Annotated in this window: 26 protein-coding genes; 7 read left to right on the forward strand and 19 right to left on the reverse strand. The window is 72.4% G+C overall.

The window, feature by feature from the left end; translation table 11 throughout:
* Positions 1-81 precede the first annotated feature (81 nt).
* Positions 82-783, reverse strand: a complete 702-nt coding sequence (locus tag BMZ30_RS10760; RefSeq protein ID WP_280513585.1) for an alpha/beta fold hydrolase — start codon at positions 781-783, stop codon at positions 82-84.
* 46 nt (positions 784-829) lie between these two features.
* Positions 830-1,003 carry a heme biosynthesis protein HemY gene (locus BMZ30_RS13605; protein WP_143073185.1) on the reverse strand — a complete coding sequence of 58 codons (174 nt, stop codon included), beginning with the start codon at positions 1,001-1,003 and terminating at the stop codon, positions 830-832.
* Positions 1,004-1,200: 197 nt separating this feature from the next.
* Between BMZ30_RS13605 and BMZ30_RS10765 the strand changes: the two genes are divergently transcribed.
* Entirely contained in the window at positions 1,201-2,334 is a 1,134-nt protein-coding gene (locus BMZ30_RS10765; RefSeq protein ID WP_093378658.1) for an SPFH domain-containing protein, read from the forward strand.
* 4 nt (positions 2,335-2,338) lie between these two features.
* Entirely contained in the window at positions 2,339-3,430 is a 1,092-nt protein-coding gene (locus tag BMZ30_RS10770; protein WP_219810215.1) for a TFIIB-type zinc ribbon-containing protein, read from the forward strand.
* A gap of 66 nt (positions 3,431-3,496) precedes the next feature.
* Here the strand turns inward: BMZ30_RS10770 and BMZ30_RS10775 are convergent, their stop codons facing one another.
* The 10 genes from BMZ30_RS10775 to purD all read right to left on the reverse strand — a co-directional run bounded on the left by BMZ30_RS10775 (position 3,497) and on the right by purD (position 13,075).
* Positions 3,497-4,519, reverse strand: coding sequence for a GNAT family N-acetyltransferase (locus BMZ30_RS10775; RefSeq protein ID WP_229828694.1), 1,023 nt, complete (start codon positions 4,517-4,519; stop codon positions 3,497-3,499).
* Positions 4,516-5,253, reverse strand: coding sequence for a phosphoribosylformylglycinamidine synthase subunit PurQ (gene purQ, locus BMZ30_RS10780; RefSeq protein WP_093378442.1), 738 nt, complete (start codon positions 5,251-5,253; stop codon positions 4,516-4,518). The genes BMZ30_RS10775 and purQ overlap by 4 nt, the downstream gene beginning before the upstream one ends.
* Before the next feature lie 6 nt (positions 5,254-5,259).
* Entirely contained in the window at positions 5,260-5,511 is a 252-nt protein-coding gene (gene purS, locus BMZ30_RS10785) for a phosphoribosylformylglycinamidine synthase subunit PurS (RefSeq protein WP_093378445.1), read from the reverse strand.
* Positions 5,512-5,603: 92 nt separating this feature from the next.
* Complete coding sequence (locus tag BMZ30_RS10790) at positions 5,604-6,449, reverse strand: ABC transporter ATP-binding protein (RefSeq protein WP_373296861.1); 846 nt, start codon at positions 6,447-6,449, stop codon at positions 5,604-5,606.
* Between the two features lies 1 nt (position 6,450).
* Positions 6,451-7,521, reverse strand: coding sequence for a FecCD family ABC transporter permease (locus BMZ30_RS10795; protein WP_229828689.1), 1,071 nt, complete (start codon positions 7,519-7,521; stop codon positions 6,451-6,453).
* Positions 7,518-8,567: a FecCD family ABC transporter permease gene (locus BMZ30_RS10800; RefSeq protein WP_093378448.1), complete on the reverse strand. Its 1,050-nt coding sequence runs from the start codon at positions 8,565-8,567 to the stop codon at positions 7,518-7,520. The genes BMZ30_RS10795 and BMZ30_RS10800 overlap by 4 nt, the downstream gene beginning before the upstream one ends.
* A 43-nt stretch (positions 8,568-8,610) precedes the next feature.
* Positions 8,611-9,669, reverse strand: a complete 1,059-nt coding sequence (locus BMZ30_RS10805) for an iron-siderophore ABC transporter substrate-binding protein (protein ID WP_177191351.1) — start codon at positions 9,667-9,669, stop codon at positions 8,611-8,613.
* A 91-nt stretch (positions 9,670-9,760) separates the two neighbouring features.
* On the reverse strand, positions 9,761-10,768 hold the full coding sequence (locus BMZ30_RS10810) for a siderophore-interacting protein (protein WP_093378454.1): 1,008 nt from the start codon (positions 10,766-10,768) through the stop codon (positions 9,761-9,763).
* 92 nt (positions 10,769-10,860) lie between these two features.
* Positions 10,861-11,802, reverse strand: a complete 942-nt coding sequence (locus tag BMZ30_RS10815; protein WP_093378456.1) for a phosphoribosylaminoimidazolesuccinocarboxamide synthase — start codon at positions 11,800-11,802, stop codon at positions 10,861-10,863.
* 1 nt (position 11,803) lies between these two features.
* Positions 11,804-13,075, reverse strand: coding sequence for a phosphoribosylamine--glycine ligase (gene purD, locus BMZ30_RS10820; RefSeq protein WP_093378457.1), 1,272 nt, complete (start codon positions 13,073-13,075; stop codon positions 11,804-11,806).
* Between the two features lie 101 nt (positions 13,076-13,176).
* Here purD and BMZ30_RS10825 point away from each other — a divergent pair, with 101 nt between their 5' ends.
* Positions 13,177-14,055 (forward strand): hypothetical protein, encoded by an 879-nt coding sequence (locus BMZ30_RS10825; protein ID WP_093378459.1) that lies wholly within the window; start codon positions 13,177-13,179, stop codon positions 14,053-14,055.
* 94 nt (positions 14,056-14,149) lie between these two features.
* Here BMZ30_RS10825 and BMZ30_RS10830 read toward each other — a convergent pair whose 3' ends face one another.
* Together BMZ30_RS10830 and BMZ30_RS10835 are read right to left on the reverse strand one after the other, a co-directional pair.
* Complete coding sequence (locus BMZ30_RS10830; RefSeq protein ID WP_093378462.1) at positions 14,150-15,433, reverse strand: adenylosuccinate synthase; 1,284 nt, start codon at positions 15,431-15,433, stop codon at positions 14,150-14,152.
* A gap of 198 nt (positions 15,434-15,631) precedes the next feature.
* Entirely contained in the window at positions 15,632-16,069 is a 438-nt protein-coding gene (locus BMZ30_RS10835) for a DUF3151 domain-containing protein (RefSeq protein WP_093378465.1), read from the reverse strand.
* Between the two features lie 105 nt (positions 16,070-16,174).
* On the opposite strand from BMZ30_RS10835, the gene BMZ30_RS10840 reads away from it, so the two are divergent.
* Entirely contained in the window at positions 16,175-16,507 is a 333-nt protein-coding gene (locus tag BMZ30_RS10840) for an STAS domain-containing protein (protein WP_093378467.1), read from the forward strand.
* A gap of 10 nt (positions 16,508-16,517) precedes the next feature.
* Here BMZ30_RS10840 and BMZ30_RS10845 read toward each other — a convergent pair whose 3' ends face one another.
* On the reverse strand, positions 16,518-18,617 hold the full coding sequence (locus BMZ30_RS10845; protein ID WP_177191352.1) for a SpoIIE family protein phosphatase: 2,100 nt from the start codon (positions 18,615-18,617) through the stop codon (positions 16,518-16,520).
* Between the two features lie 163 nt (positions 18,618-18,780).
* Between BMZ30_RS10845 and BMZ30_RS10850 the strand changes: the two genes are divergently transcribed.
* Entirely contained in the window at positions 18,781-19,236 is a 456-nt protein-coding gene (locus tag BMZ30_RS10850; protein WP_373296860.1) for an STAS domain-containing protein, read from the forward strand.
* 112 nt (positions 19,237-19,348) lie between these two features.
* On the opposite strand, the gene fbaA is transcribed toward BMZ30_RS10850, so the two are convergent.
* The gene (gene fbaA, locus BMZ30_RS10855; RefSeq protein WP_093378473.1) at positions 19,349-20,368 is read right to left on the reverse strand and encodes a class II fructose-bisphosphate aldolase; all 1,020 of its coding nucleotides are present in this window, start codon (positions 20,366-20,368) and stop codon (positions 19,349-19,351) included.
* A 51-nt stretch (positions 20,369-20,419) separates the two neighbouring features.
* The gene (locus tag BMZ30_RS10860; protein WP_093378476.1) at positions 20,420-21,136 is read right to left on the reverse strand and encodes a TrmH family RNA methyltransferase; all 717 of its coding nucleotides are present in this window, start codon (positions 21,134-21,136) and stop codon (positions 20,420-20,422) included.
* Positions 21,137-21,164: 28 nt separating this feature from the next.
* On the opposite strand from BMZ30_RS10860, the gene BMZ30_RS10865 reads away from it, so the two are divergent.
* The gene (locus BMZ30_RS10865; protein ID WP_093378478.1) at positions 21,165-21,872 is read left to right on the forward strand and encodes a VTT domain-containing protein; all 708 of its coding nucleotides are present in this window, start codon (positions 21,165-21,167) and stop codon (positions 21,870-21,872) included.
* 4 nt (positions 21,873-21,876) lie between these two features.
* Positions 21,877-22,662: an HAD-IIA family hydrolase gene (locus BMZ30_RS10870; protein ID WP_093378481.1), complete on the forward strand. Its 786-nt coding sequence runs from the start codon at positions 21,877-21,879 to the stop codon at positions 22,660-22,662.
* 15 nt (positions 22,663-22,677) lie between these two features.
* Here the strand turns inward: BMZ30_RS10870 and pyrE are convergent, their stop codons facing one another.
* Both pyrE and BMZ30_RS10880 read right to left on the reverse strand, forming a co-directional pair.
* A complete protein-coding gene (gene pyrE, locus BMZ30_RS10875) occupies positions 22,678-23,259 on the reverse strand; it encodes an orotate phosphoribosyltransferase (protein ID WP_093378483.1) in 582 nt (193 codons plus the stop codon).
* An 18-nt stretch (positions 23,260-23,277) separates the two neighbouring features.
* Positions 23,278-24,027: an SDR family NAD(P)-dependent oxidoreductase gene (locus BMZ30_RS10880; protein ID WP_093378486.1), complete on the reverse strand. Its 750-nt coding sequence runs from the start codon at positions 24,025-24,027 to the stop codon at positions 23,278-23,280.
* Between the last annotated feature and the right edge of the window lie 7 nt (positions 24,028-24,034).

Consider the following 24,034-nt stretch of genomic DNA (forward strand, 5'->3'; position numbering starts at 1 on the left):
TCGTGGCGACTAAGCCGCCATCCCGACAGGGGGTGTCGCACCAGAATGACAGATCCTTGCTGCGCCTGCAAGAACTTTCAGTCATCGATGCGCCGCCGCCGCCTCGGCGAGCACGCGCGTGAACTCCCCCGGCGCGTCCAGGCTCACCAGGTGCTTGGCCCTCGGCACGACCACGAGCCGGACCGGCTGCCCGCTGCGCCGCGCCGCGCGCACGAACCTGCGCTCCTGGGTGCGGAAGTGGTCTAACCTGCCGTTGACCAACCACACCGGGCACGCCACCCGTGCGAGGTCCGCCACCGGGTCGAGCTCCGCCACCTCCTCGAGCATCTGGGCCACGACCGTGAGGGCGAAGCCGCCGGCCGCCACGTCCTCCTGCGCCTGCGGGGTCAGCGTTCGCCGCACGAGCTCCGCGTTGAGCCGCTCGCCGCTGTCCGGCCACGCCTCGATCCGGCGGGCTGCACGCAGCCACACCCCCCGCAACGGAGTCCGGGGCGCGGTGCAGCACCCCGCGGCGACGAGGCCCGCCACGGCGTCCGGGCGCGCGGCGGCGAAGGCGATCGCGAGGTAGCCACCCAGCGACAGGCCGACCAGGAGGACCGGCTCGCCCGCCTCGGCGACAGCCTCGTCGAGCACCTCGAGGGCCCCGGCGATGCTGAACGGCGTCCCGCGCCGCTCCCCGTGCCCGGGCAGGTCGACGGCGATCACCCGGTGCCCGGCCCGCTCAAGAGCCTCGCGCTGCGCGCGCCACATCGTCCGCGAGGTCCGCACCCCGTGCACCAGCACCACGGGAACGGACGCCGCGGGGGCGGTGTGCGCTGCGCCTCCGGTTTCAGCCGTGGCGGATCATCCACTCGTGGTTGGGGTCATGACCGCCGTCGGGGTCCGGGGCGTCGGTGACCGGCACCGACGTCACGAGCGTGGCCGGGTCCACGGGCTCCGGGAGGTCCTGCCAGCGCGCGCTCTCGCCCGGCACGGGGGCGGGCTTCGCTGCGTCGTCGCTCATGTGGTTCACCCCTCACGCCTGCGCCTGCGCCCGCTCCTGCGGGCTGTTCCCGTTCTACCAGGTCCGTGCGCGCGCGGACACCCCACGTGCACGAGTCCAGGGGATTTCGTGGCCAGCGCTTGACCCGTATGCTCGTCTCGCGGCGAGCCGGCCGCAGGGGGCTCGTCCGCCCCGCACCCGACCGCCCGGAGGCGTGCATGTCCTTCATGGAAAAGCTGCGTGGCCAGATCGTCGACATCGTCGAGTTCCTCGACGACAGCCGCGACACCATCGTCTGGCGCTTCCCGCGCCAGGGCAACGAGATCAAGAACGAGGCCCGCCTGGTCGTGCGCGAGGGCCAGGTCGCCGTGTTCGAGAACGAGGGCCAGCTCGCCGACGTCTTCCCCCCGGGCACCTACACGCTGACGACGCAGAACATGCCGATCCTCAGCACTCTCAAGGGCTGGAAGCACGGCTTCAACTCGCCGTTCAAGGCGGAGGTCTACTTCGTCTCCACGCGCCAGTTCACCGACTTCAAGTGGGGCACGCAGAACCCCATCACCCTGCGCGACGCCGAGTTCGGCATGGTCCGCCTGCGCGCCTTCGGCACGTACGCCCTCCAGGTGTCCGACGCCGCCGTGCTGCTGCGCCAGCTGGTCGGCACCGACCCGGCGTTCCGCACGGACGAGGTCGCCGAGTTCTTCCGCCAGAACATCGTCTCCCACCTCGGCCCCGCCATCGCCGCCTCGAAGATCGCGGTGCTCGACCTCGCCGCGAACCAGCACGCGCTGTCCGCGACCCTGGCTACCGAGCTCTCCCGCAGCCTCGCCGAGTTCGGCGTGACCGTCCCGCGCTTCGTCATCGAGAACGTCTCGCTGCCGCCCGAGGTCGAGGAGGCGCTCGACAAGCGCACCCAGATGGCCGTGATCGGCAACCTGGACGCCTACACGAAGTTCCAGTCGGCGAACGCGATCGAGGACGCCGCCAACAACCCCGGCGGCGCCGGCGAGGGCCTCGGGATGGGCATGGGCATGGCGATGGGCCAGCAGATGGCCGCGTCCCTCGCGGCGTCGTCGGCCGCAGCCCCCGCAGCCCCCGCTGCGCAGCCCCCGGCCGGCCCCCCGCCCCTCCCGGCTCCGGCCGCGCCCTGGTACTACGCGGCCGACGGCGCGCAGGTCGGTCCCGTGGGCCTGGCGGACCTCGAGTCCCGGGCCGCGTCCGGCGAGTTCACGCGCGCGACGCTGGTCTGGCAGCAGGGCATGGACGCCTGGACGCCCGCCGGCGAAGTGTCGGCCCTCGGCTCCGTGTTCGGCGCCACGCCGCCGCCCCTGCCGCCCGTCCCGGGGGCCTGAGCCGATGACCGACGCACACCTGCCTCCCCCCGTACCCGAGCCGCTCACCGGGGACCTGCTGCAGACCCGCTGCGCGGGCTGCGGCTCCCAGGTGGCCTTCGCCCCCGGGTCCAGCGCTCTCCAGTGCGCCGCATGCGGCCACCGGACCGAGATCGTGCACGACGACCACGAGTCCGTGGACGAGCACTCGTTCGACGCCTGGGCCGCCGCCAACCCGAAGCACACCGTCGCCTCCCTCGGGGGGATGGTCCTGACCTGCCAGGGTTGCCGCGCGGTCACGGAGAGCACCGCGCTGTCCGGCACGTGCCAGTTCTGCAGCGGCAACCTCGTCGCCGTCTCGAGCCCCGAGGGCATGATCGAGCCGGAGGCAGTCGTGCCGTTCGCGATCGAGCAGGCCGCCGCGCGCGAGGCCTTCGCCAGCTGGGTGCGCTCGCGCTGGTTCGCGCCCAACGCGCTCAAGGCCGTGGGCGACACCGAGTCGCTCCAGGGCACGTACGTCCCGCACTGGACGTTCGACGCCGACACCCGCTCCGACTACACCGGCGAGCGCGGCGAGCGGTACACGGTCGAGGTCAACGGCGAGACCCAGCGCAAGGTGCGCTGGCACCCCGCGCGCGGCACCGTCACCCGGTCGTTCGACGACGTCGTGGTCCCCGCCTCCACGTCGGTGCCGCCCAAGACCCTCGACACCCTGGGCCCGTGGGAGCTCGGCAAGGCCGTCCCCTACCGCCCCGAGTACCTCGCCGGGCACTCCACCCTGCGTTACGACGTCGACCCGCCCGCGGGACTCGCCACCGCCAAGAAGGCGATGGCCCCGGTGATCCGCAAGGACGTGGAGCGGTCGATCGGCGGCGACGAGCAGAAGATCGCCCGCGTGCAGACCGCCTACGCGGCCGTCATGTTCAAGCTCGTCCTGCTGCCCATCTGGATCGCCACGTACATGTACGCCGGCAAGCAGTGGCAGGTCATGGTCAACGCGAACACGGGCGAGGTCACGGGTCAGCGCCCGTTCAGCGCGGGCAAGATCGCGATCGCGATCGTCGCCGCGATCATCGTCGTGGTGCTGGTCGTGTACTTCTGGCTGATGCGCAGGTAGGACCAGACGCGCACGGCGGGCCGCCCGGGACTCCCTGGGCGGCCCGCCGTGTGTTCAGCCGGGTGTTCAGAGCCGTTTGCCGAAGAACAACCCGAACTCGCTCTTGCCGTAGGGCGCGAACGGCTGCACCGGGCGGTAGCCCATGGACCGGTACAGCGTGATCGCAGCCGGCTGGCGGATCCCGGTCTCCAGGAGCATCAGCGGCAGCCCGCGCTCGCGCGCCGCGTCCTCGCAGGCCTGCACGAGGGCACGCGCCGCGCCCGTGCGACGCCCCGCGGCACGCACGTAGACCTTCTTCAGGTCGGCGGCGTCCGCGGGTGGGTCGGCTCGGCGGAACGACGCGCACCCGAGGGCCTCGCCGTCGCGGTAGGCGACGAACGCCACGAGGATCGACTCGCCCAGGCGGGCGTCGACGACGTCGAAACCGCCCGCCGCCTCGACGTCGGTCACCATCCGCGGGTAGCGCGGCGCGTTCTCGAGCTCGTGCATCTCGCGGCGCAGCACGAGCGCGTCCGGGTCCGACCACGGCACCTCGCGGATCTCGAGCGGGCCGTGCAGGGTCTTGCCGAAGCAGCGCGAGTCGCTCTCCTGGGCGTACTCCCCGTACCGGTCGATCGGCTCGTACCCCAGCGCGAGGTACAGCCCGATCGCCTCCGGCTGCAGCAGGCCGGTCTCGAGGATCAGCCGCCGCAGACCGGCGCGCTGCGCGTGCTCCTCGAGCGCGACCATGATGAGCCGCGAGTATCCGCGGCCCCGGTGCGCGGGCTCGACGTACACGCGCTTGACCTCGCCGACGGCCGCTGCGTGGCGCCCACCGACGCCGTCGTCGGTGCCGGAGATGTCGCGCACGCTGCCGCACCCGACCGCCACGCCGTCGACCCGCACCACGACGGTCGCCACGACCGTGGCGGGGTCGAGGGGTGCGGCGACGTCGCTCGTCCACGGCTGGCCGTCTGGCCCGAGGTCGCCCACGAGCTCCTCGGGGGCGTACAGCCGCGCCATCTCGAGCTGCTGGTCGGCGCGCATGCGCGCCGCCTCCGGGTCGTCCCAGTCGACGAGCTCGACGCCCGCGTCGTGCGTCGTGCTCACGCGTGGACGAGGGCGCTCAGCACCGAGGTGAAGAAGCGCAGGCCGTCCGTGCCCGCCCGGGGACCGGCGTCCGAGTCCGGACCGAAGCCCGGCTCGACCGCGTGCTCGGGGTGCGGCATGAGGCCGACGACGTTGCCCCGCTCGTTCGTGATGCCGGCGATCCCGCGACGCGAGCCGTTGGGGTTGACGCCCTCGTAGCGGAACACGACGCGCCCCTCGGCCTCGAGCTCGTCGAGCTCGCGGTCGGTCGCGACGTACTGCCCGTCCTGGTTCTTCAGCGGGATCGTGATGTGCTCGCCCGGGGAGAACAGCCGCGTCCACGCGGTGTCGACGTTCTGCACCGACAGGACCTGCTCGCGGCAGACGAAGTGCAGGTCGTCGTTCTTGATCATCGACCCGGGCAGCAGGTGCGCCTCTGTGAGGACCTGGAACCCGTTGCAGATGCCCAGCACGGGCAGGCCGCCGCGCGCCGCGTCGACCAGGACGTCCATGATCGGGGCGAAGCGGGAGATCGCGCCCGCCCGCAGGTAGTCCCCGTAGGAGAACCCGCCGGGCAGGACCACAGCGTCGACCGCGTGGAGGTCGGCGTCGCCGTGCCACAGCGCGACGGGCTCGGCGCCCGCGAGACGGACCGCGCGGGCGGCGTCGCGGTCGTCGAGCGTGCCCGGGAAGGTGACGACCCCGATCCGCGCGCCGGTGGCGAGCTGGGGACGCGAGCTGACGGTCTGGCCCATGGCTCCTCAGTCCTCCTGCGCGGCGACGCGGACGACGTCCTCGATCACCGGGTTGGACAGCATGGTGGTCGCGGCCTCGCGCGCGGCGGCGAGCACCTCGTCCGTGACCGGCCCCTCGACCTCGAGCTCGAACCGCTTGCCCTGGCGGACGCCGGTGAACTGGGTGAACCCGAGCCGCGGCAGCGCGCCGGCGACGGCCTTGCCCTGCGGGTCGAGGATCTCGGGCTTGGGCATGACATCGACGACAACGCGTCCCACGGGGGCTCCTTGAGGATGACGAGCGAGGAAGGTCCGGGAGGGCTCGGGCGGCCCGCCGTCAGGATATCCGCCTCACGGCGTCGTCCGGACCCTCAGACCAGAGTCTGGATCCGACGACGCAGGTGGCGCCCGATCGGCACCACCAGAGGGGTGCCGGACACGGGGTCCGGGACGACCTGCGCGTGCAGCCCGAAGACGTCTCGCACGATCTCGGCCGTCACGACCGACTCTGCGTCGCCCTCGGCCACAATGCGCCCGTCCTTCATCGCGACCAGGTGGTCCGCGTACCGGGCGGCGAGGTTGAGGTCGTGCAGGACCATCACCACCGTCCGCCCGTGGTCGACGTTGAGGTCGGCGAGCAGGTCGAGCACCTCGACCTGGTGCGTGACGTCCAGGAACGTCGTCGGCTCGTCGAGGAGCAGCAGGTCGGTGCGCTGCGCGAGCGCCATCGCGATCCACACCCGCTGGCGCTGGCCGCCCGAGAGCTCGTCGACCGGCCGGTCGGCGAGGTCGAGGATGCCGGTGACGTCGAGCGCGTCGGCGACCGCCGCGTCGTCCTGCGGGGTCCACTGCCGGAACCAGCCCTGGTGCGGGTAGCGGCCTCGACCGACGAGGTCGGTGACGGTGATGCCGTCGGGCGCGACCGGTGACTGCGGCAGCAGCCCCAGCACGCGCGCGACGTCCTTGGTCGCCCGGCGGGCGATGTCCGCGCCGTCGAGCAGCACGACGCCGGAGCGGGGCGAGAGCAGGCGCGCGAGACCGCGCAGCAGGGTGGACTTCCCGCACGCGTTCGCACCGACGATCACCGTGATCTTGCCGGTCGGGATCGTGACGGTGAGGTCGTCGACCACCAGCCGGTTGTCGTAGCCCAGGCTCAGGCCCGACGCCGCGAGCGTGTGGTGCCCGGGGGCGGGGTCCTGCGGTTCGATGTCGGCCACGTCAGCCACCCTTCCCGATGCGGTTCGCGCGCGCCAGCAGCCAGAGCAGCACCGGCGCGCCGAGGATGCCGGTCACGACGCCCACCGGCAGGCGCGTGTCCCCGAATGCGTATGCCCCCGCGTAGTCGGCGGCAAGCACCACGCAGGCTCCGACCAGCGCGGACGGCACCAGCGCGAGGCCGTGGCCGCCGGTCAGGCGGCGCGCGATCGGGCCGGAGACGAACGCGACGAACGCCACGGGCCCGGCGGCCGCCGTCGCGATCGCGGCGAGCCCGACCGCGACCACGATGAGCCCGACCTTGGCGGGCTCGACCCGGACGCCGAGCCCCGCCGCCGCGTCGTCGCCGAGCTGGAGGCCGCCCAGGGAGCGCGTCAGGACGACGAGCGCGGGGACGAGGACTCCGAGCGGCACCCACAGCCCGGGCAGCCCCGACCAGGTGGCCGAGTTCAGCGAGCCAGTGATCCACACGAGCGCCTCGCTGACGTCGGTGACCTCGGCGCGCGTGAGCGAATAGCTGGTGACGGCATTGAGCACGGCGCCCACGCCGATGCCCACGAGCACGAGCCGGTAGCCGGACACCGCCCCGCGCCACGCGAGCACGTAGATGAGCGCCGCGGCGCCGAGCGCACCGGCGAACGCGACCGGCGCCGCCAGGCCGGGGTTCAGCCCGAGCTGGGTGATCGCGACGACCGCGGCGGCACTCGCACCGGCAGTGATGCCGATGATGTCGGGGCTCGCCAGCGGGTTACGCACGAGGGTCTGGAAGATCGCGCCCGACAGCCCGAACGCCGCCCCCGCGCCGATCGCCGTCAGCGCGCGGGGCAGCCGCAGGTCCCACACGACGAACGTCGCGCCCTGGATCTCGGCGCCGCCGAGGATGCGCACGACGTCCGGGAGTGAGACGTCGAACGAGCCGAGCGTGAGCGTGACGACGGTGAGCACCACCGCGAGGGCGGCCAGGACCCATGAGACCACCGCGGCGCGGCGGCGGCTGCCACGGCGGGCGGCGCGCACCCGGTCGACGGGCGTCGGGGGCCCGCTCGCCGGGGCGGGCGTCAGGACGGCCGTCACAGCTCGCTCACCTTCCGGCGGCGGACGAGCGCGATGAAGACGGGCGCACCGATGACCGCGGTCACCACTCCCACCTGCAGCTGACCCGGGAGGGCCACGACGCGCCCCACCACGTCGGCGACGAGCACGAGCACCGGCCCCAGCAGCGCACTCCACGCCAGGATCCAGCGGTAGTCCGGCCCGGTGATGGCGCGCGCGATGTGCGGCACGGTCAGCCCGACGAACGCGATCGGCCCGGCGGCCGCCGTCGCGGAGCCGCAGAGCAGGACGACCCCGACCCCGGCCGCCACACGTGAGGCACCGACCCGCTGCCCGAGCCCGCGCGCGACGTCGTCGCCGAGGGACAGGCCGTTGAGCACCCGGCCGCTGGCCAGGGCGATGACCGCACCGACCGCGGCGTACGGGCCGACGGCCGCGACGACGTCGAGCCCCCGCCCGCCCAGGGAGCCGACCTGCCAGAACCGGAACACGTCGAGCTCACTCGTGTGCGTGATGAGCAGGGCGGTGAGGGCCGAGGTGAGCGCTGCGGTCACGCACGCGCCGGCGAGCGCGAGCTTCACCGGCGTGGCGCCCTCGCGTCCCATGGACGCCACGAGGTAGACGACGACGGCGGCCAGCGCGGCCCCCGCGAAGGCGAACCACACGTAGGCGCTCGGGGACGCGACGGAGAAGAACGTGATCCCGAGGACCACGGCGACCGAGGCTCCGGCATTGATGCCGAGGATGCCGGGGTCGGCCAGCGGGTTGCGCGTCATGCCCTGCATCAGCGCTCCCGCGAGCCCGAGCGCCGCACCGACGATGAGCCCCACCACGGTCCGCGGCACGCGGGACCGCACGGCCTCGTGGTCCACGTTCCCGGGCTCGAACGCGGTCAGCGCCGCCCACGCGTCCGCGAGCGGCACCTGGCGCGCCCCCACGGCCACGGACAGCAGAGCGACACCGACGACGAGCACGGCGGCGCCGAGCAGGCCCAGACCGAGCGCGGACGCACGCCGCCCAGCCGCGCGCACGACGCGCGGCTGGGCGGGGGTGACGACACCGGTCATGGGGTGGTCCTGTGCTGGATCCGAGGTCCGTGGACCCAGGAGATCACTTGATGTTGGCCGCGGCGTCCTGGATGAGGGGGACGTACTGGTCGATCGCCCACGGGATCGACAGCGGCGAGGGCGCGGACGTCGACAGGATGAACGTCGGGTCGTCCAGCATGACCACCGCGTCGTTCTTGATCGCGGGGATCGACCCGAGCAGCGGGTCGGCCTTGACCGCCTCGAGGTGCTCGGCCGAGTCGACGTACGCGAACACGATGTCCGCGTCGATCTCGTCCACGACCTCGGCGGAGAGCGTGCCGAAGAACTCCTCGTTGCCCTCCGAGAGCTCGACGATCTTCGGCGAGCTCTCGAGCCCGAGCGACTCGACGAACTCCACGCGGGAGTCCTCGACCGTGTAGTAGAAGACGCTCGACGGGTCGGCCGAGCTGAACGAGAGGTAGGCGAAAGTCTTGCCCTGGATCTCCGGGGCGCCGGCGACCACGTCCGCGAGCTGCTGCTCGATGTCCGCGCGGAGCGTCTCGGCCTCGGCGGTCTTGCCCAGGGCCTGACCGGTGTACGTCAGCTGGTCCTTCCAGTCGGCACCCCACGCGTCCTCGGGGTAGGCGACGGTCGGAGCGATCTTCGTCAGCTGGTCGTACTCTTCCTGCGTGATGCCGGAGTACGTGCCGAGGATGACCTCGGGCGTCAGGCCCGCGACGTCCTCGAAGGGGATGCCGTCGGTGTCGGAGAACAGCTCGGGGCGCTCCTCGCCGAGGGCCTCGAGGCCCGCGAGCGTCCACGGGAGGTAGCCGTTCTCGTCACCGCCGTACGAGGCGAACGGCATGGCCACCGGCACGACGCCGAGCGCGATCGCGGAGTCCTGGTTCGCCCAGCTGATCGCCGCGACCCGCGTGGGCTGCGCCTCGATCGTCGTGGCACCGAAGGCGTGGTCGATCGTCGTGGGGAACGCGGCGGGCGCGTCGTCCGTGGCCGACGTCGTGGCGGACGCGGCCGGGGTGGTCGAGTCTGTGCTGCACGCGGCGAGGCCCGCGAGCGCCAGGACGGCTGCGGCGGCGGCGCCGGTGCGGCGCAGGCGGGGTCCGGAGGTGGAGATGCTCACGTGGGTGTGCCTTTCATGGGGCGCCCGGAGGCGGGCGATGATGACCCGACCGCGGGGCCGTCGGGTGAGACAGGTGCGGGCGCGTGCGCGCTCAGCACTCCGAGCGGCCACGCCGCCAGTAGCCCATGAAGGCGACGGCGCGGCGGTCGATGCCGATGTCCCGCACCAGGTGGCGGCGCAGGTCTCGGACGGTGGCGGCCTCGCCGGCGATCCAGGCGTAGCAGCCGGTGATGGCGGCGGAGACCGAGGGAACGGCCGAGGGCACGTCCCACAGGATCGCGTCGTCGACGTCGACCTCGACGAAGTCGGGGGCGCCCAGCGCCTGCGCGAGCCCGCAGGTGTGCTCGCCCAGGCAGGAGGCGCAGTGGCGCTGGCGGGCGTCCATGCAGCGGCGCACGGCGGCGTCGAGGAGGCTGCCGTGGGGCGCCACCTCGCCGGAGCCGCCGTCACGCGGGAGCCAGGTCACCGTCACGCCGTCGGGCACCACGAGGTCGAGGGCGTCTGCTGCCGTCGGCACCTCGATGAACGCGTCGGCACGGGTGCCCGCAGGGAGCGACTCGACGATCGAGCTGATCGCAGGGGCCGCGGTCTCGTCCCCGGCGAGCAGGTACTCGGTCGCGGTGGCGGGCGGCGCCCACTCGAGGCCGACCGGCGCACCCTCGTAGCGGGCGTTGGGACCGTTGATCACGGACGCCGCGCCGGGCTGGACCTGGGCGACCCAGCGGGAGGCCGGGCCGGCGTCGGGTCCGTCGCCGTGCAGGACGAAGTCGACGTCAAGCTCGGTGGAGCCGTCAGCCGCCGTGCGGACCGCGCGGACCGTGTAGGTGCGGAACGGGTTGCGCTGGTCCTCGGGCAGCGCACGCCACTCCTGGTACCAGTCCTCGCGGGCGAAGGCGGCAGGGTCCGGCGCGGAGCCGTCGGCCGCCGGGAGCACGATCTTGATGCGCTGGTCCAGGCAGTCACGGCCGAAGTCCGCGAGCTCCGCGCCGGTGAACGTCAGGCGCACGAAGCAGGGGCTCAGCTGCTGCTTGCGCGCGACCGTCACGGCGAAGGCACGGTAGGCGGGCGCGGTACGGGCGGCCACAGCAGTCGAAGGCATGCCTAAGTATGGACTGCCTAACCTCACGTCTGGCAAGCCCGTCTCGTGGAACATTCCTCGCCGGCGCCGTGATCCCGGTCACACGCCACGGGTCAGAGAGCGAGATCCCGCCCCGTCAGGCGACGGAACGCCTCGAGATAGCGCTCGCGTGTCGCGGCAACCACGTGCTCCGGCAGCGGCGGTGGCGGCTCATCCCCGCCGCGGTCCCACCCGGACTCGGGCGAGACGAGCCAGTCGCGCACGTGCTGCTTGTCGAAGCTCGGCTGGGCGCGACCCGGCTCCCAGAGCTCGGCGTCCCAGAACCGCGAGGAGTCCGGCGTCAGGACCTCGTCCCCCAGCACGGTGGCACCCGTGACCGGGTCCAGGCCGAGCTCGAGCTTGGTGTCGGCGAGCAGCACCCCGCGCTCGGCCGCCAGGCTGGCCGCGCGGGCGTACACCGCGAGGGTCAGGTCGCGCAGGCGCTCCGCGTTCTCAGTCCCGATCTGCTGCGCGACGACGTCGAGGCTCACGTTCTCGTCGTGGTCGCCCACCGCTGCCTTGGTCGCCGGGGTGAAGATCGGCTCGGGCAGCCGGGAGCCGTCCTCGAGGCCGGCCGGCAGCGGCACGCCGCACACCGTGCTGCTCGCGCGGTACTCCACGAGACCGGAGCCGGTGAGGTAGCCGCGAGCAACGCACTCCACGGGGAACATGTCGAGGCGCCGGCACACCATCGCGCGGCCGGCGACGGCCGCCGGGACGAGCCCGTCGCCCGCCACGACGGAGGTCTGCGCGGTCACGACGTGGTTCTCCACCAGGTCGGCGAGCTGGGCGAACCACCACAGGCTCAGCTGCGTCAGCACGACGCCCTTGTCCGGGATCGGGGTGGCCAGGACGTGGTCGTAGGCGCTGATCCGGTCGCTCGCGACGACCAGCACGACGTCGCCCGCCGGGTGCTGGCCGGCCGGCTCGTACAGGTCCCGCACCTTGCCCGAGTAGACGTGCCGCCAGCCCGGCAGGTCACGCCCGGTGACGCCCAGGCCGCCGATCGAGGCCATCTCAGGCCTCCTCGGCGACGCGCGCGGCGATGTCGGTGCGGTGGTGCGATCCCGGCAACCCGATCGCGTCCACGCCGCGGTAGGCACGAGCGCGCGCCTCCGCGAGGCTGCCACCGGTCGCGACCACCGACAGCACCCGACCTCCGCTGCTGACCAGGGCGCCGTCGTCGGACACTGCCGTCCCGGCGTGCAGGACGTGCACGCCCTCGAGGGCGTTTGCGTCCTCGGTCCCGGTGATGGGCTCGCCCGAGCGCACAGCCCCCGGGTAGCCGTGCGACGCGACGACCACCGTGACCGCGGCGTCCTCGCTCCAGCGCAGCCGCGGCAGGTCCGCGAGCGCACCGGTCGCCGCGGCGCGCAGGAGGGTCGACAACGGGCTCGCGAGGCGCGAGAGCACCACCTGGGTCTCCGGGTCGCCGAACCGCGCGTTGAACTCGATGACGCGCAGGCCGCGCGACGTGAGCGCGAGCCCGACGTACAGGACCCCCGCGAACGGCGTCCCCCGGTGCGCCATCTCGGCGATCGTGGGACGCGCGACGCGGTCCAGGACGTCCGCCGTCAGCGACTCGGGTGCCCACGGCAGGGGCGAGTACGCCCCCATGCCGCCGGTGTTGGGGCCGGCGTCGCCGTCGAGGGCGCGCTTGAAGTCCTGCGCCGGCGCGAGGGCCACGACGTCGGTCCCGTCGCTCACGCAGAACAGCGAGATCTCCGGTCCGTCGAGGAACTCCTCGACCACGACCTGCCCCGCGCCCTCAGGGTTGGCCAGGCAGGTACGCGCGTGCTCGAGCGCCTCGAGACGGTCGCTCGTCACGACGACGCCCTTGCCCGCCGCGAGGCCGTCGTCCTTGATCACGTAGGGCGGACCGAACGCGTCGACCGCCGCAGCGACCTCGTCCACGCGCGTGCACACGTGCGCCATGGCCGTGGGGACGGACGCGCTCGCCATGACGTCCTTGGCGAAGGCCTTGGAGCCCTCGAGCGCCGCAGCCGCCGCGCTCGGCCCGAAGGCCGGGATGCCCACCATGCGCACGGCGTCGGCGACGCCGGCCACGAGCGGGGCCTCGGGCCCGACGACGACCAGGTCCACGGCAAGCTGCTGCGCCAGCGCGGCGACGGCGACTCCGTCGGTCGCCTCCAGCCGGTGCAGCTGCGCGAGCTCCCCGATCCCCGGGTTCCCCGGGGCGGCATGGAGCTCGTGGGAGTCGCTCTCCTGGGCCAGGCGGTGGACGATCGCGTGCTCGCGCGCCCCGGAACCGATGACGAGGATCTTCACGGCCCCGAGTCTACGGACGCGCGCGGCGCGGCGGGCGGCACGTCTCACCCCGCGCAGGCCTGTCGGAATGTCGGGATCGTCGACTACCGTCGTGCTCAGCCGTGACGACCACGACCGGCACCACCCTCGAGGGGAACCGCATGACCACCCACGCCCGCGCGCCCCGAGCGTTCCTGACGCTCGCGACCGCCCTCGCTCTCGTCGCCAGCCCCGCCGCCGTGGCCAGCGCCGCCGCGGTGCCCGTGGCCGCGACGACCGTGTCCACCACAGCCGCACCGACGGCACTGCCCGGAGCGGTCGTGACCGCGAAGAAGAAGGCCGCGCCCCGCTACCAGACCAAGGTCCGGACGGTCGTCTACACCAAGGCCAGCGGCTCCAAGAAGCGCGCAACCATCCCGGCCGACTACACCGTCAAGGCCGTGAGCGCGAAGAAGAAGAACAGCCGCATCCAGGTGGTGTACAAGGGCAAGCGCGGCTGGGTGAAGGCCTCGAAGATCTCCAGGGTCTCGAGCTCGACCAAGCTCGGCAAGATGTCCTGGGCGGGTTCGGCCAAGAAGAACATCAAGCGCTGGTGCAAGGGCGTCCCAGTCAAGGTCAACAAGGTGGACCGCAACTACGCCTCCGCGTGGAGCGACGGCTCGCGCGAGCTGATCGAACTGTCCCGCGTCGCGTTCGGCGAGAAGCTGGATCCCAACCATCCGCTCGCCGTCGCGACCCAGTACCACGAGTGCGGGCACATCCTGCAGTACCGCGCGTACGGCTACGACTTCGTCGCGCTGCGCAAGGCGATGGACAAGGTGTATCCCAAGGGCGAGCACCCGGGGATCGAGCACATGGCGGACTGCATCTCCGACGTGATGGGCGCCAAGCGCTACGGCAGTCTCGGCCAGGGCCGTACGTACTACGCCGGCTACGGCGGCGACTGCTCGAAGAAGCAGCTCAAGGCCGCCAAGCGGATCATCGCGGGAAAGCGCCTCTGACCGAGGCGTCCCCGCAACGACGACGCTCCCCGCACCTGCGGCCGGTAGAACCGGCCCGGGTACGGGGAGCGTCGTCGTTGCGCGAGCGGGGCGCTCAGAGCAGCGGGTGCCGCACGATCGTCGCCTCACGGTCCGGGCCCACGCCGACCGCCGACATGCGGGAGCCGGACATCGCCTCGAGGGCGAGCACGTACTCCTGCGCCTGACGCGGCAGCTCCTCGAACGTCCGCGCCCCCGTGATGTCCTCGGTCCAGCCCTCGAAGTACTCGAAGATCGGCTTGGCGTGGTGGAAGTCGCTCTGGTCGAACGGCATCTCGTCGTGCCGCACGCCGTCGACGTCGTACGCGACGCACACGGGGATCTGCTCGAGGCCCGTGAGGACGTCGAGCTTGGTGAGCACGAAGTCGGTCAGGCCGTTGATGCGCGCCGAGTAGCGGGCGACGACAGCGTCGTACCAGCCGCACCGGCGCGGGCGGCCCGTGGTGACGCCGAACTCGCCGCCCGTGCTGCGCAGGAACTCGCCCTTGTCGTCGAACAGCTCCGTAGGGAAGGGCCCCTCACCGACCCGGGTGGTGTACGCCTTGATGACGCCCACCACGCGGTCGATCCGCGTCGGCCCGATGCCCGAGCCGGTGCACACGCCGCCCGCGGTCGCGTTCGACGACGTCACGAACGGGTACGTGCCGTGGTCGACGTCGAGCATCGTGGCCTGGCCGCCCTCGAACAGGACGGTCTTGCCCGCGTCGAGCGCCTGGTTGAGCACGAGCGACGTGTCGGCGACCATCGGGCGCACGCGCTCGGCGTACCCGAGCAGCTCCTCGACCGTCTCCTCGACCGTGATGGCGCGGCGGTTGTAGACCTTCACCAGCAGGTGGTTCTTCTGGTCGAGGGCGCCCTCGACCTTCTGCGTGAGGATCTTCTCGTCGAAGAGGTCCTGCACCCGCAGGCCGACGCGGTTGATCTTGTCCGCGTACGTCGGGCCGATGCCCCGGCCGGTCGTGCCGATCTTGCGCTTGCCCAGGAACCGCTCGGTGACCTTGTCGACCGTCCGGTTGTAGGGGGCGATGATGTGCGCCGCGGAAGACACGAGCAGGCGGGACACGTCCACGCCGCGCGCCTCGAGCGCGTCCAGCTCCTCGAACAGCACCTCGATGTCGATGACGACACCGTTGCCGATCACGGGCGTGACGCCCGGGGAGAGGATGCCCGAGGGCAGCAGGTGCAGCGCGTACTTCTCCGAGCCGACGACGACCGTGTGCCCGGCGTTGTTCCCGCCGTTGAACTTCACGACGTAGTCGACCTGCGAACCGAGCTGGTCTGTCGCCTTGCCCTTACCCTCGTCGCCCCACTGGGCTCCGACGACCACGATGGCTGGCACAGCCGATCACCACTTCCTGGCTACCAACGACGGGGTGCTGGCGCTGGCATCAGCGCGCACCGGGCCGGGCGGCAGCAACCCGGGTTCCCGGGCGAGTCTACCGGTTGACCGGTTCTTGACCATCCCCCGCCCCTCCATCAGTTTTCCGCCGGGAATCACGCGCGCCGTGAGACTTCCGGCGGAAGACCAGCTGGGGGGTCAGTCGCGGAGCGTCGCGACGCTCTCCGGCGTCGTGCCCGAGCCGGCGAGGAACTCCTGGCAGCGTGCGGCCTCGTCGGACTCGCCGATCGCTGCGGCGGCCTCGGCCAGCGCGAGCAGCGCCCGCAGGAAGCCCTGGTTGGTCGGGTGGTCCGCAGGGATCTCGCCCGCGCCGCGCCAGCCGGCCTTGCGGAGCGCGTCCAGACCGCGGTGGTACCCGGTGCGGGCGTACGCGTACGCCGTCACGGGAGCCTCGGGCAGGGCCGCCTCGGCAAGCACCGCCCACGCGAGGCTCGACGCCGGGAGGTCTCGCGCGACGTCGTCGGCGGCCTCCCCCGCAGCCAGTCGCTCGCGCGCGGCGGTGTCGGGGTGCTCAGCGGGCAGCCGGACGGCGAGCGGGCCGAGCTGGATGTTCTCAGGGCGAGGTCGGTGTGCCATCCGGCCATTGTGCCCCGCCCTCGGGTGCGGGGCGCCCGGGGCGCGACTACAGTGCTGGGGACCCGTCGGGGCGAGCAGGGGCGCCGCCATCGTAAGGACCGCAGCATGATCGAGATCTCCACCTCACCCGCGACGACCACGCTCGTGATCGCAGGTGACCTCGATCTCGCCGCCCGCGAGCAGTTCCCCGAGATCACCGCGCGCGTCGTCGGGCTGCGCCGTCAGCTCCTCGTCCTCGACATGTGCCGGGTGACGTTCATGGACTCCACGGGCGCCGCGTTCATCATCTCGCTGGCCGACGCGGGCCGTCGCCGCGGCGGCGCGACGGTGCTGCGAGGCTGCGACGACCGCGACCTGTTCGTGCTCGAGGTCTGCGGCGCGCTCGACCTGTTCCGGATCGACGGCGAGCACGCCTGCGCGGTCGACGTCGCCTCCTGAGCGCGGCGGCTCAGGTGCGCAGCTTCGCCCAGACGATCTTGCCCTCGCCGCTCGGGCGCCAGCCCCAGTCCGCCAGCCGCTCGATGATCTGCACGCCGTAGCCTCCGACGCCGTTCGCGTGACCCTCGGTGATGACGGGCGGCGCCGGGTTGGCGTCCTCGACCTCGATCCGCAGCCCGTCGCCCGTGTCGAACAGGCGCAGCGCCACGTGACCCCAGCCGTGGAGCACGGCGTTCGCGACCAGCTCGGAGACCACGAGCTCGGCGTTCGCGACGTTGCCCAGGTCCCACGCGTCGCACGTCCGCAGGACCGAGTGCCGCGCCCGGCCGATCGACGCGGCCTCGCTCGGCAGCACCCAGCGCCGCCGGCGCGGGCTCGAGCCCGGCCGCATGACGCCCCCGGGCGCGTCGGGCACGCGCAGGATGACGACCGCGACGTCGTCCTCAGGCTCCTCGGCGAGGGTCGCGAGAAGCTCCTCGCCGACGCCCGCGGCGTCGGGCGCGGTGATGGACTCGGCGACGGCGACGAGCGCCCCCAGACCGGCCCGCAACGACCGGTCGCGCCGCTCGATCAGGCCGTCGGTGTAGAGCACGACGACGTCGCCCGGACGCAGGTCCACCTGTCCGGCCGAACGCGGACGCTCGCCGAAGCCGATCAGCGAGCCGCCGGCGTCGCCCAGCTGCGTGACGACGCCGTCGCGCAGCAGCAGCGGCGGGAGGTGCCCGGCCCGCGAGTACTCGAACGTCCAGGTGTCCTCGACGCACGTCATGGTGGCGTAGACCAGGCTCGCCGCGCGCGGGATGCGCATCCCGCGCACCAGGCGGTCCACGCGGTCGAGCACGATCGCAGGCTCCGTGAGCTCGAACGCGTACGACCGGACCACCGAGCGCAGCTGGCCCATGGCGGCCGCCGCCTCGACGTCGTGCCCGACGACGTCCCCGATCACGACGCCGGCGACGCCCGCGCGGATCTGGAGGATGTCGTACCAGTCCCCGCCGACCTGGGCATGGCCCGAGTTGGGCGAGTAGTAGGTCCAGAGGTCGAGCCCCGGGATGTCCGCCTGCTCGGGGAGCATGGCCCGCTGCAGCGAGTCCGCGAGCTGGTGCTCCCGGGCGTACAGCCGCACGTTCTCGATCGCCATGCCCACGCGACGCACGACGACGTTCAGCAGCGGGGCGTCGTCGTCGAGGTCACGCAGGGTCTGGCCGTCCGACGGCGCGACCACGAGCAGCCCGAGGATGCGTCGGGCGCCGGGGATCGCGAGGACCGCGACGCGGGAAGGGTCGATGGCGAGCTCGGGGTTCTCGGCGAGCACCTGCTCCTGAAGGTGGGCGGAGACGCTCGCGTCCGGGTAGGTGCGACGCAGGTCGAGCGCGACGGAGCCCTCGCGCGACCCGGTGAGGAGCTGGGCCACCTCGTCCGGCTCGGTCTCGGACGATCTGGGAGGCGTTCCCGGGGGGCGGGTCACCGCGCCGGTCGAGATCCCGTGCACGAGCCGCAGGCCGTCGTCGACCAGGGCGAACCCCGCCCAGCGCGCGACGCTCCGCACGAGCAGCGCCGCGACGTCGGCCAGCACCGCAGGGTGCTCCGCGTCCGCCAGGATGTCCGAGACCTGCGACAGCATCGCGAGGCCGTTGCGAGCGTGGCGCTCGGTGGCGATCGACTCGAGCTGGGAGACGTCGCGCGCGACGTCGTCCGTCTTGTCCGTGAACACGGCCACCCAGCGCTCGACACCCTCCGCGTCGTCCTCGGGCAGCCTGCTCACCGTGAGGCGCAGCCACAGGGAGCCGCCGTCGGGCCGCGCGAACGGCAACGTCACGTCGACCTTGGTCCCCGAGCTCACCGAGTCCGCGAGGTCGAGCATCGCCGACTCGCTCCAGTTCTCCCGGAAGAAGTCCCGCGGCGCCCGGCCCACGACCGCGCGCTGCGGATACCCGGTCATCGCGACGAACTCGTCGTTGACCCAGTCGATCGAGTACAGGTGCCCCGAGCGGCGCAGCAACGCCATCGCGGTCCCCGCGTGCTGCATGGCGGTCGCCAGGAGATCGACGCCGACCGGCGTCGGCGGCGTGCGCAGGGCGAGGTGCTCGCGCTGCCCCCGCTGGTCCATCGTCTCGCCTCCCGCTCGACGCGCCCGCGAGACGCGTGGAGATATTTGCGGTTTCTGCTCGTCCTGAAAGATAGTGTCCTCAGTGAAGCATGGCGCACGACGCATCTACACGCCGCGACGTGCGGATCACCGCACGACGACGCAACGATGGAAAGGGAGCACCGTGCACGACGCGAACCCTCCTGCCCCCCACGACACCCTCGGGTCCGGGGCAGCTCCTGCGGGCTCCGTGCCGCACGCCGCCGAGCCCAGCGAGCCCGGGAGCGTCCACGTGATCGTCGGTGCTGCCTGGACCCGCATCGTGCTGTCCGGTGAGATCGACGCCAACCTCTCCGCCGACTTTAACGAGGCGATGACCGACGCGGAGGCCGCGGGCCTCCCGGTCGAGGTCGACGCGCACCACGTCACGTTCATGGACTCCTCGGGCGTCGCGTTCCTCGCGCGCCTGACGACGCGCTCCCCGCACCGCGTGCGGGTGCTGCGCGCGCCGGCCACCATGCGCTTCCTGCTCGACGTCACCCGCATCGGCGAGCTCCTGGACATCCTCGACGAGGACCCGGGCTTCGAGCTCGCCCCGATCGACGAGTTCACGATCGAGCGCCTGCCGCGCAACGAGTAGGCACCTCCGCCCGACGATGTCGAAGGCCCCCACGGTGATCCGTGGGGGCCTTCGCCGTACCGGGACGTTCCGGCTGAGGGCCGGCCCCTCGCGGGGCCGGCCGGTCAGCTCGTCACATCTTGTTCCCGGCGGAACGCAGCTGGCGGGCGGCCTCGGCGATGCGACCGGCCATGCCGGCCTCGGCGAGCTTGCCCCAGGCACGCGGGTCGTAGGTCTTCTTGTTGCCGACCTCGCCGTCGATCTTCAGGACGCCGTCGTAGTTCTTGAAGAAGTGGTCGGCGACCGGACGCGAGAACGCGTACTGGGTGTCGGTGTCGATGTTCATCTTGATGACGCCGTTGTCCACGGCCTCCGAGATCTCGGCCTCGGTCGAGCCCGAACCACCGTGGAACACGAGGTCGAACGGGTTCTCCTTGCCGAGCGAGTCGCCCACGGCCTTCTGGATCTCGGCGAGGATCGCCGGGCGCAGCTTGACCGCACCGGGCTTGTAGACGCCGTGCACGTTGCCGAACGTGAGGGCCGTCAGGTAGCGGCCCTTCTCGCCCGAGCCGAGCGCCTTGACCGTCGCCAGGCCGTCCTCGATCGTCGTGTACAGCTTGTCGTTGATCTCGGCCTCGTGGCCGTCCTCCTCGCCACCGACGACGCCCACCTCGATCTCGAGGATGGTGCGGGCCGCCTGCGAGAGCTCGAGGAGCTCCGCCGCGATCACGAGGTTCTCCTCGAGGGGGATGTCCGAGCCGTCGAACATGTGCGACTGGAAGGTCGGCAGCTTGCCGGCCTTGACCTGCTCGGCCTCGATGGCCAGGAGCGGGCGGACCCACGTGTCGAGGTTGGACTTGGTGCAGTGGTCCGTGTGCAGGGCGACCGTGATGCCGTAGCCCTTCGCGACCTCGGCGGCGTAGGCCGCGAGCGCGAGCGAGCCGGTGACGCGGTCCTTGACGGTCGCGCCCGAGGCGTACTCGGCGCCGCCGACGGAGACCTGGATGATGCCGTCCGACTCGGCCTCCGCGAAGCCCTGGAGCGCGGCGGTCAGCGTCTGCGAGGACGTGACGTTGACGGCCGGGTAGGCGAACTTGCCCGCCTTCGCCCGGTCGATCATCTCGGCATAGACCTCGGGGGTTGCGATGGCCATCGAATGACTCCTACAGGTGGTGTTTGCTGGGCACTATCAACATAAAGTCTGTCACGGATGCGTCTGGGCGGTTGGGCCGTTTGACCCGTGGGACACGTCCGCCGCCGGGAGGTCGGCGTGCTGCAGGACCCACGCGTGCATCGCCACGGCGGCCGCCGCGCCCGCGTTGATCGAGCGGGTTGAGCCGAACTGCGTGATGTGCAGGACGACGTCGCAGGCCTCCTGCGCCTCGGGTGTGAGGCCGCTGCTCTCCTGGCCGAGCAGCAGGACGCAGGCGCGCGGGAGCGCGCGGCCCTCGATCGCGAGCGATCCGGGCACGTTGTCGATGCCGACGATCGGCAGGTCGCGCTCCGCCGCCCACGCCGCGAGCGCCGTCACGTCCGGGTGGTGGTGCAGGTGCTGGTAGCGGTCGGTGACCATCGCTCCCCGCCGGTTCCAGCGGCGTCGGCCCACGACGTGCACGGCCGCGGCGGCGAACGCGTTGGCGGTCCGCACGACGGACCCGATGTTGAGGTCGTGGCCCCAGTTCTCGATCGCGACGTGGAACGTGTGCCGGCGCGTGTCGATGTCCGCGACGATCGCCTCGAGGCTCCAGTAGCGGTAGCGGTCCTCGACGTTGCGGCGGTCGCCGGCCGCGAGCAGCTCGGGGTCGAACCGGGGGTCGGCGACCCCCGCGGCCGTGCGCGGCCAGGCGTCCGGGCCACCGGGCCACGGGCCGACGCCGACGACGGGCTGGTCGTCCGGCACGGGTGGATGGTCAGGGCTCATCGCACCATTGTCGACGTAAGGTGGTGGGGTGCTGACCCTCGACGTCCTCCTGCCCGCTGGCGAGACCGTGACGGCTCTGGGGCCTGAGTGGCTGCAGGCGGACCGCCTGATCGACTCCTTCGGCACGTACGCGCTGATCGGGATCGTCCTGGTGGTCTTCATCGAGACCGGCCTGCTGTTCCCGTTCCTGCCCGGCGACTCCCTGCTGTTCACCGCGGGCATGCTCGTGGCGCAGGAGAGAATGGACTTCCCGCTCTGGCTGCTGTGCACGCTCTTGTTCGTCGCGGCGTTCACCGGGGACCAGGTCGCGTACTACATCGGCCACCGCGCCGGGCCCAAGATCTTCAACCGGCCGGACTCGCGCTTCTTCAAGCGCAGCCACATCGAGCAGACGAACGCGTTCTTCGACAAGTACGGCGGCCGCACGATCATCCTCGCCCGGTTCGTGCCGTTCGTGCGCACGTACGCCCCCGTGGCCGCGGGCATCGGCCGGATGCCCTACCGGCACTTCGTGAGCTTCAACGTGATCGGCGCGCTGCTCTGGGGCGTCGGCGTCACCATGCTGGGGTACTTCCTCGGCCAGTTCGACTTCGTGCACGACAACATCGAGACGATCCTCGTGCTGATCGTCCTGATCAGCGTGCTTCCCGTGATCATCGAGGTCGGACGCGGCTGGCTCGCCAGCCGTCGCGCGGCCTCGGTCGCCCCGTCCCGCGAGCCTGACCCGGAGGTCTGACGCCATGCCGCACGACGCCGAACGCACCATCAGCTCGTGGCTCACCGACATGGACGGCGTGCTGGTCCACGAGGGACGCGCCATCCCCGGGGCAGCCGACTTCATCCGCGCCCTGCGCGACGCCGGCCGGCCGTTCCTCGTGCTGACCAACAACTCGATCTTCACGGCGCGCGACCTGCGCGCCCGCCTCGCGGCGTCGGGGATCGACGTGCCGGAGGAGTCGATCTGGACGTCGGCGCTCGCCACGGCGCAGTTCCTGCAGGACCAGGTGCCAGGCGGGAGCGCGTACGCGATCGGCGAGGCCGGTCTCACCACGGCGCTCTACGAGTCGGGCTACACGCTGACGGAGACCGACCCCGACTACGTCGTGCTCGGCGAGACGCGCACGTACTCGTTCGAGGCGATCACCAAGGCGGTGCGGCTGATCCTCGGCGGCGCGCGCTTCATCTGCACCAACCCGGACGCCACAGGCCCGAGCGCGGAGGGCCCGCTGCCCGCCACGGGTGCGGTCGCGGCGATGATCACGCGGGCCACCGAACGGGAGCCGTACTTCATCGGCAAGCCCAACCCGATGATGTTCCGCTCCGCCCTCAACCGGATCGACGCGCACTCGGAGACCACGGCGATGGTGGGCGACCGGATGGACACCGACATCGTCGCCGGCATCGAGGCCGGCCTGTCCACGTACCTCGTGCTGACCGGCTCGACCGCGCAGCACCAGGTGGAGCACTTCCCGTTCCGCCCGAGCCACGTCGTGGACTCGATCGCGGACCTGGTCCCGCTGGTCTGAGCCGACGCCCCCGGGCTAGAGCCCGAGGTCCTCGAGACCGAACAGGTAGTGGTACGCCAGGCCCTGCGCCTCGATCGCCTCGCGCGCGCCGGTCCCGCGGTCGACGATCACGGCCACCGCGACGACATCGGCGCCCGCCTCGCGCAGCGCCTCGACGGCCGTGAGGACCGACCCTCCGGTGGTCGAGGTGTCCTCGACGGCGACGACCTTGCGCCCCGCGACATCGGGCCCCTCGATGCGGCGTTGCATGCCGTGGGCCTTGCCCTCCTTGCGGACGACGAACGCGTCGAGGTCCTGCCCGCGGGAGGCCGCGGCGTGCAGCAGGGACAGCGCGACCGGGTCGGCACCCAGCGTGAGGCCGCCGACGGCGTCGACGTCGCCCGGGCCGAGGCCCGCCTCGTCGAGCGCGTCGAGCAGCACGTGCCCGATCAGCGGGGCGGCCCGGTGGTGCAGCGTGACGCGGCGCAGGTCGACGTAGTAGTCGGCCTCCTTGCCGGACGCGAGCGTCACCCGTCCGTGCACGACCGCGAGGTCACGGATCAGGTCGCGCAGCTGCTCGCGGGGGGTCGGGGAGAGAAAGGCGTCCGAGGTGCTCACGTGCGCCAGGGTAGCCGCTCAGGCCAGTCTGCTGGCGGCCCTGACCACGCGGCGCGGGAGCAGGCGCAGGAGGCCGCTCGCCAGGGTGTAGCGCACGCTCGGCGTCGAGATCACGCTGCCGCGGCGCACGTCAGCGAGCGCCGCGCTCACGACGCCGCGCGCGTCCAGCCACGCGACCTCCGGGGCGAGCCGCCCGAAGCCGGCGCGCTGGTGGAACTCCGTGTGCGTGAGCCCTGGGCACAGCGCCGTGGCCGTGACCCCCGTGCCGCGCAGCTCGGCGGCGAGGCCCTCGGTGAACGTCCGCACCCAGGCCTTGGCCGCCGAGTAGGTCCCCGAGGCCATCAGCGCAGCGACGGAGGACACGTTGAGGATCGCCCCGCGCCCCCGCTCGCGCATCGCGCCCGCCGCGGCGTGCGACAGCACCATCACGGCGCGCACCATGACGTCGAGCGCGTGCTCCTCGTCCTCGAGCGAGCCGGTCGAGAAACTCTGGTGCAGAGCGAATCCCGCGTTGTTGACGAGCAGCCCGACCGGACGGGTGGGCTGCCGCAGCCGCTCGGCCACGCGCTCGACGTCGGCCCGCACGCCCAGGTCGGCGGCGATGACCTCCGCGTGCACGCCGGCGTACGCGCGCAGCTGGGCGGCGAGCCTCTGCAAGCGCTCCTCGTCCCGCGCCACGAGGACGACGTCGTGGCCCGCGGTGGCGAGCTGCCACGCGAACTCCTTGCCCAGACCTGCGCTTGCTCCCGTGACCAGTGCCGTTCCCATGCCACCA

The sequence above is a fragment of the Flavimobilis marinus genome (genome assembly GCF_900113055.1).
GTDB classification, from domain to species: Bacteria; Actinomycetota; Actinomycetes; order Actinomycetales; family Cellulomonadaceae; genus Flavimobilis; species Flavimobilis marinus.

Coding starts and splice junctions, on each gene's coding strand:
- purQ (WP_093378442.1), bottom strand. CDS start 5,253: ATGGGCCAGACCGTCAGCTCGCGTCCCCAGCTCGCCACCGGCGCGCGG.
- BMZ30_RS10860 (WP_093378476.1), bottom strand. CDS start 21,136: ATGAGCCCTGACCATCCACCCGTGCCGGACGACCAGCCCGTCGTCGGC.
- BMZ30_RS10815 (WP_093378456.1), bottom strand. CDS start 11,802: ATGGCCTCGATCGGCGGCCTGGGCGTCACCGGGCGTGACCTGCCGGGC.
- BMZ30_RS10880 (WP_093378486.1), bottom strand. CDS start 24,027: ATGGGAACGGCACTGGTCACGGGAGCAAGCGCAGGTCTGGGCAAGGAG.
- BMZ30_RS10765 (WP_093378658.1), top strand. CDS start 1,201: ATGTCCTTCATGGAAAAGCTGCGTGGCCAGATCGTCGACATCGTCGAG.
- BMZ30_RS10835 (WP_093378465.1), bottom strand. CDS start 16,069: ATGGCACACCGACCTCGCCCTGAGAACATCCAGCTCGGCCCGCTCGCC.
- BMZ30_RS10810 (WP_093378454.1), bottom strand. CDS start 10,768: ATGCCTTCGACTGCTGTGGCCGCCCGTACCGCGCCCGCCTACCGTGCC.
- BMZ30_RS10800 (WP_093378448.1), bottom strand. CDS start 8,567: ATGACCGGTGTCGTCACCCCCGCCCAGCCGCGCGTCGTGCGCGCGGCT.
- BMZ30_RS10870 (WP_093378481.1), top strand. CDS start 21,877: ATGCCGCACGACGCCGAACGCACCATCAGCTCGTGGCTCACCGACATG.
- BMZ30_RS10770 (WP_219810215.1), top strand. CDS start 2,339: ATGACCGACGCACACCTGCCTCCCCCCGTACCCGAGCCGCTCACCGGG.
- BMZ30_RS10845 (WP_177191352.1), bottom strand. CDS start 18,617: ATGGACCAGCGGGGGCAGCGCGAGCACCTCGCCCTGCGCACGCCGCCG.
- BMZ30_RS13605 (WP_143073185.1), bottom strand. CDS start 1,003: ATGAGCGACGACGCAGCGAAGCCCGCCCCCGTGCCGGGCGAGAGCGCG.
- BMZ30_RS10840 (WP_093378467.1), top strand. CDS start 16,175: ATGATCGAGATCTCCACCTCACCCGCGACGACCACGCTCGTGATCGCA.
- fbaA (WP_093378473.1), bottom strand. CDS start 20,368: ATGGCCATCGCAACCCCCGAGGTCTATGCCGAGATGATCGACCGGGCG.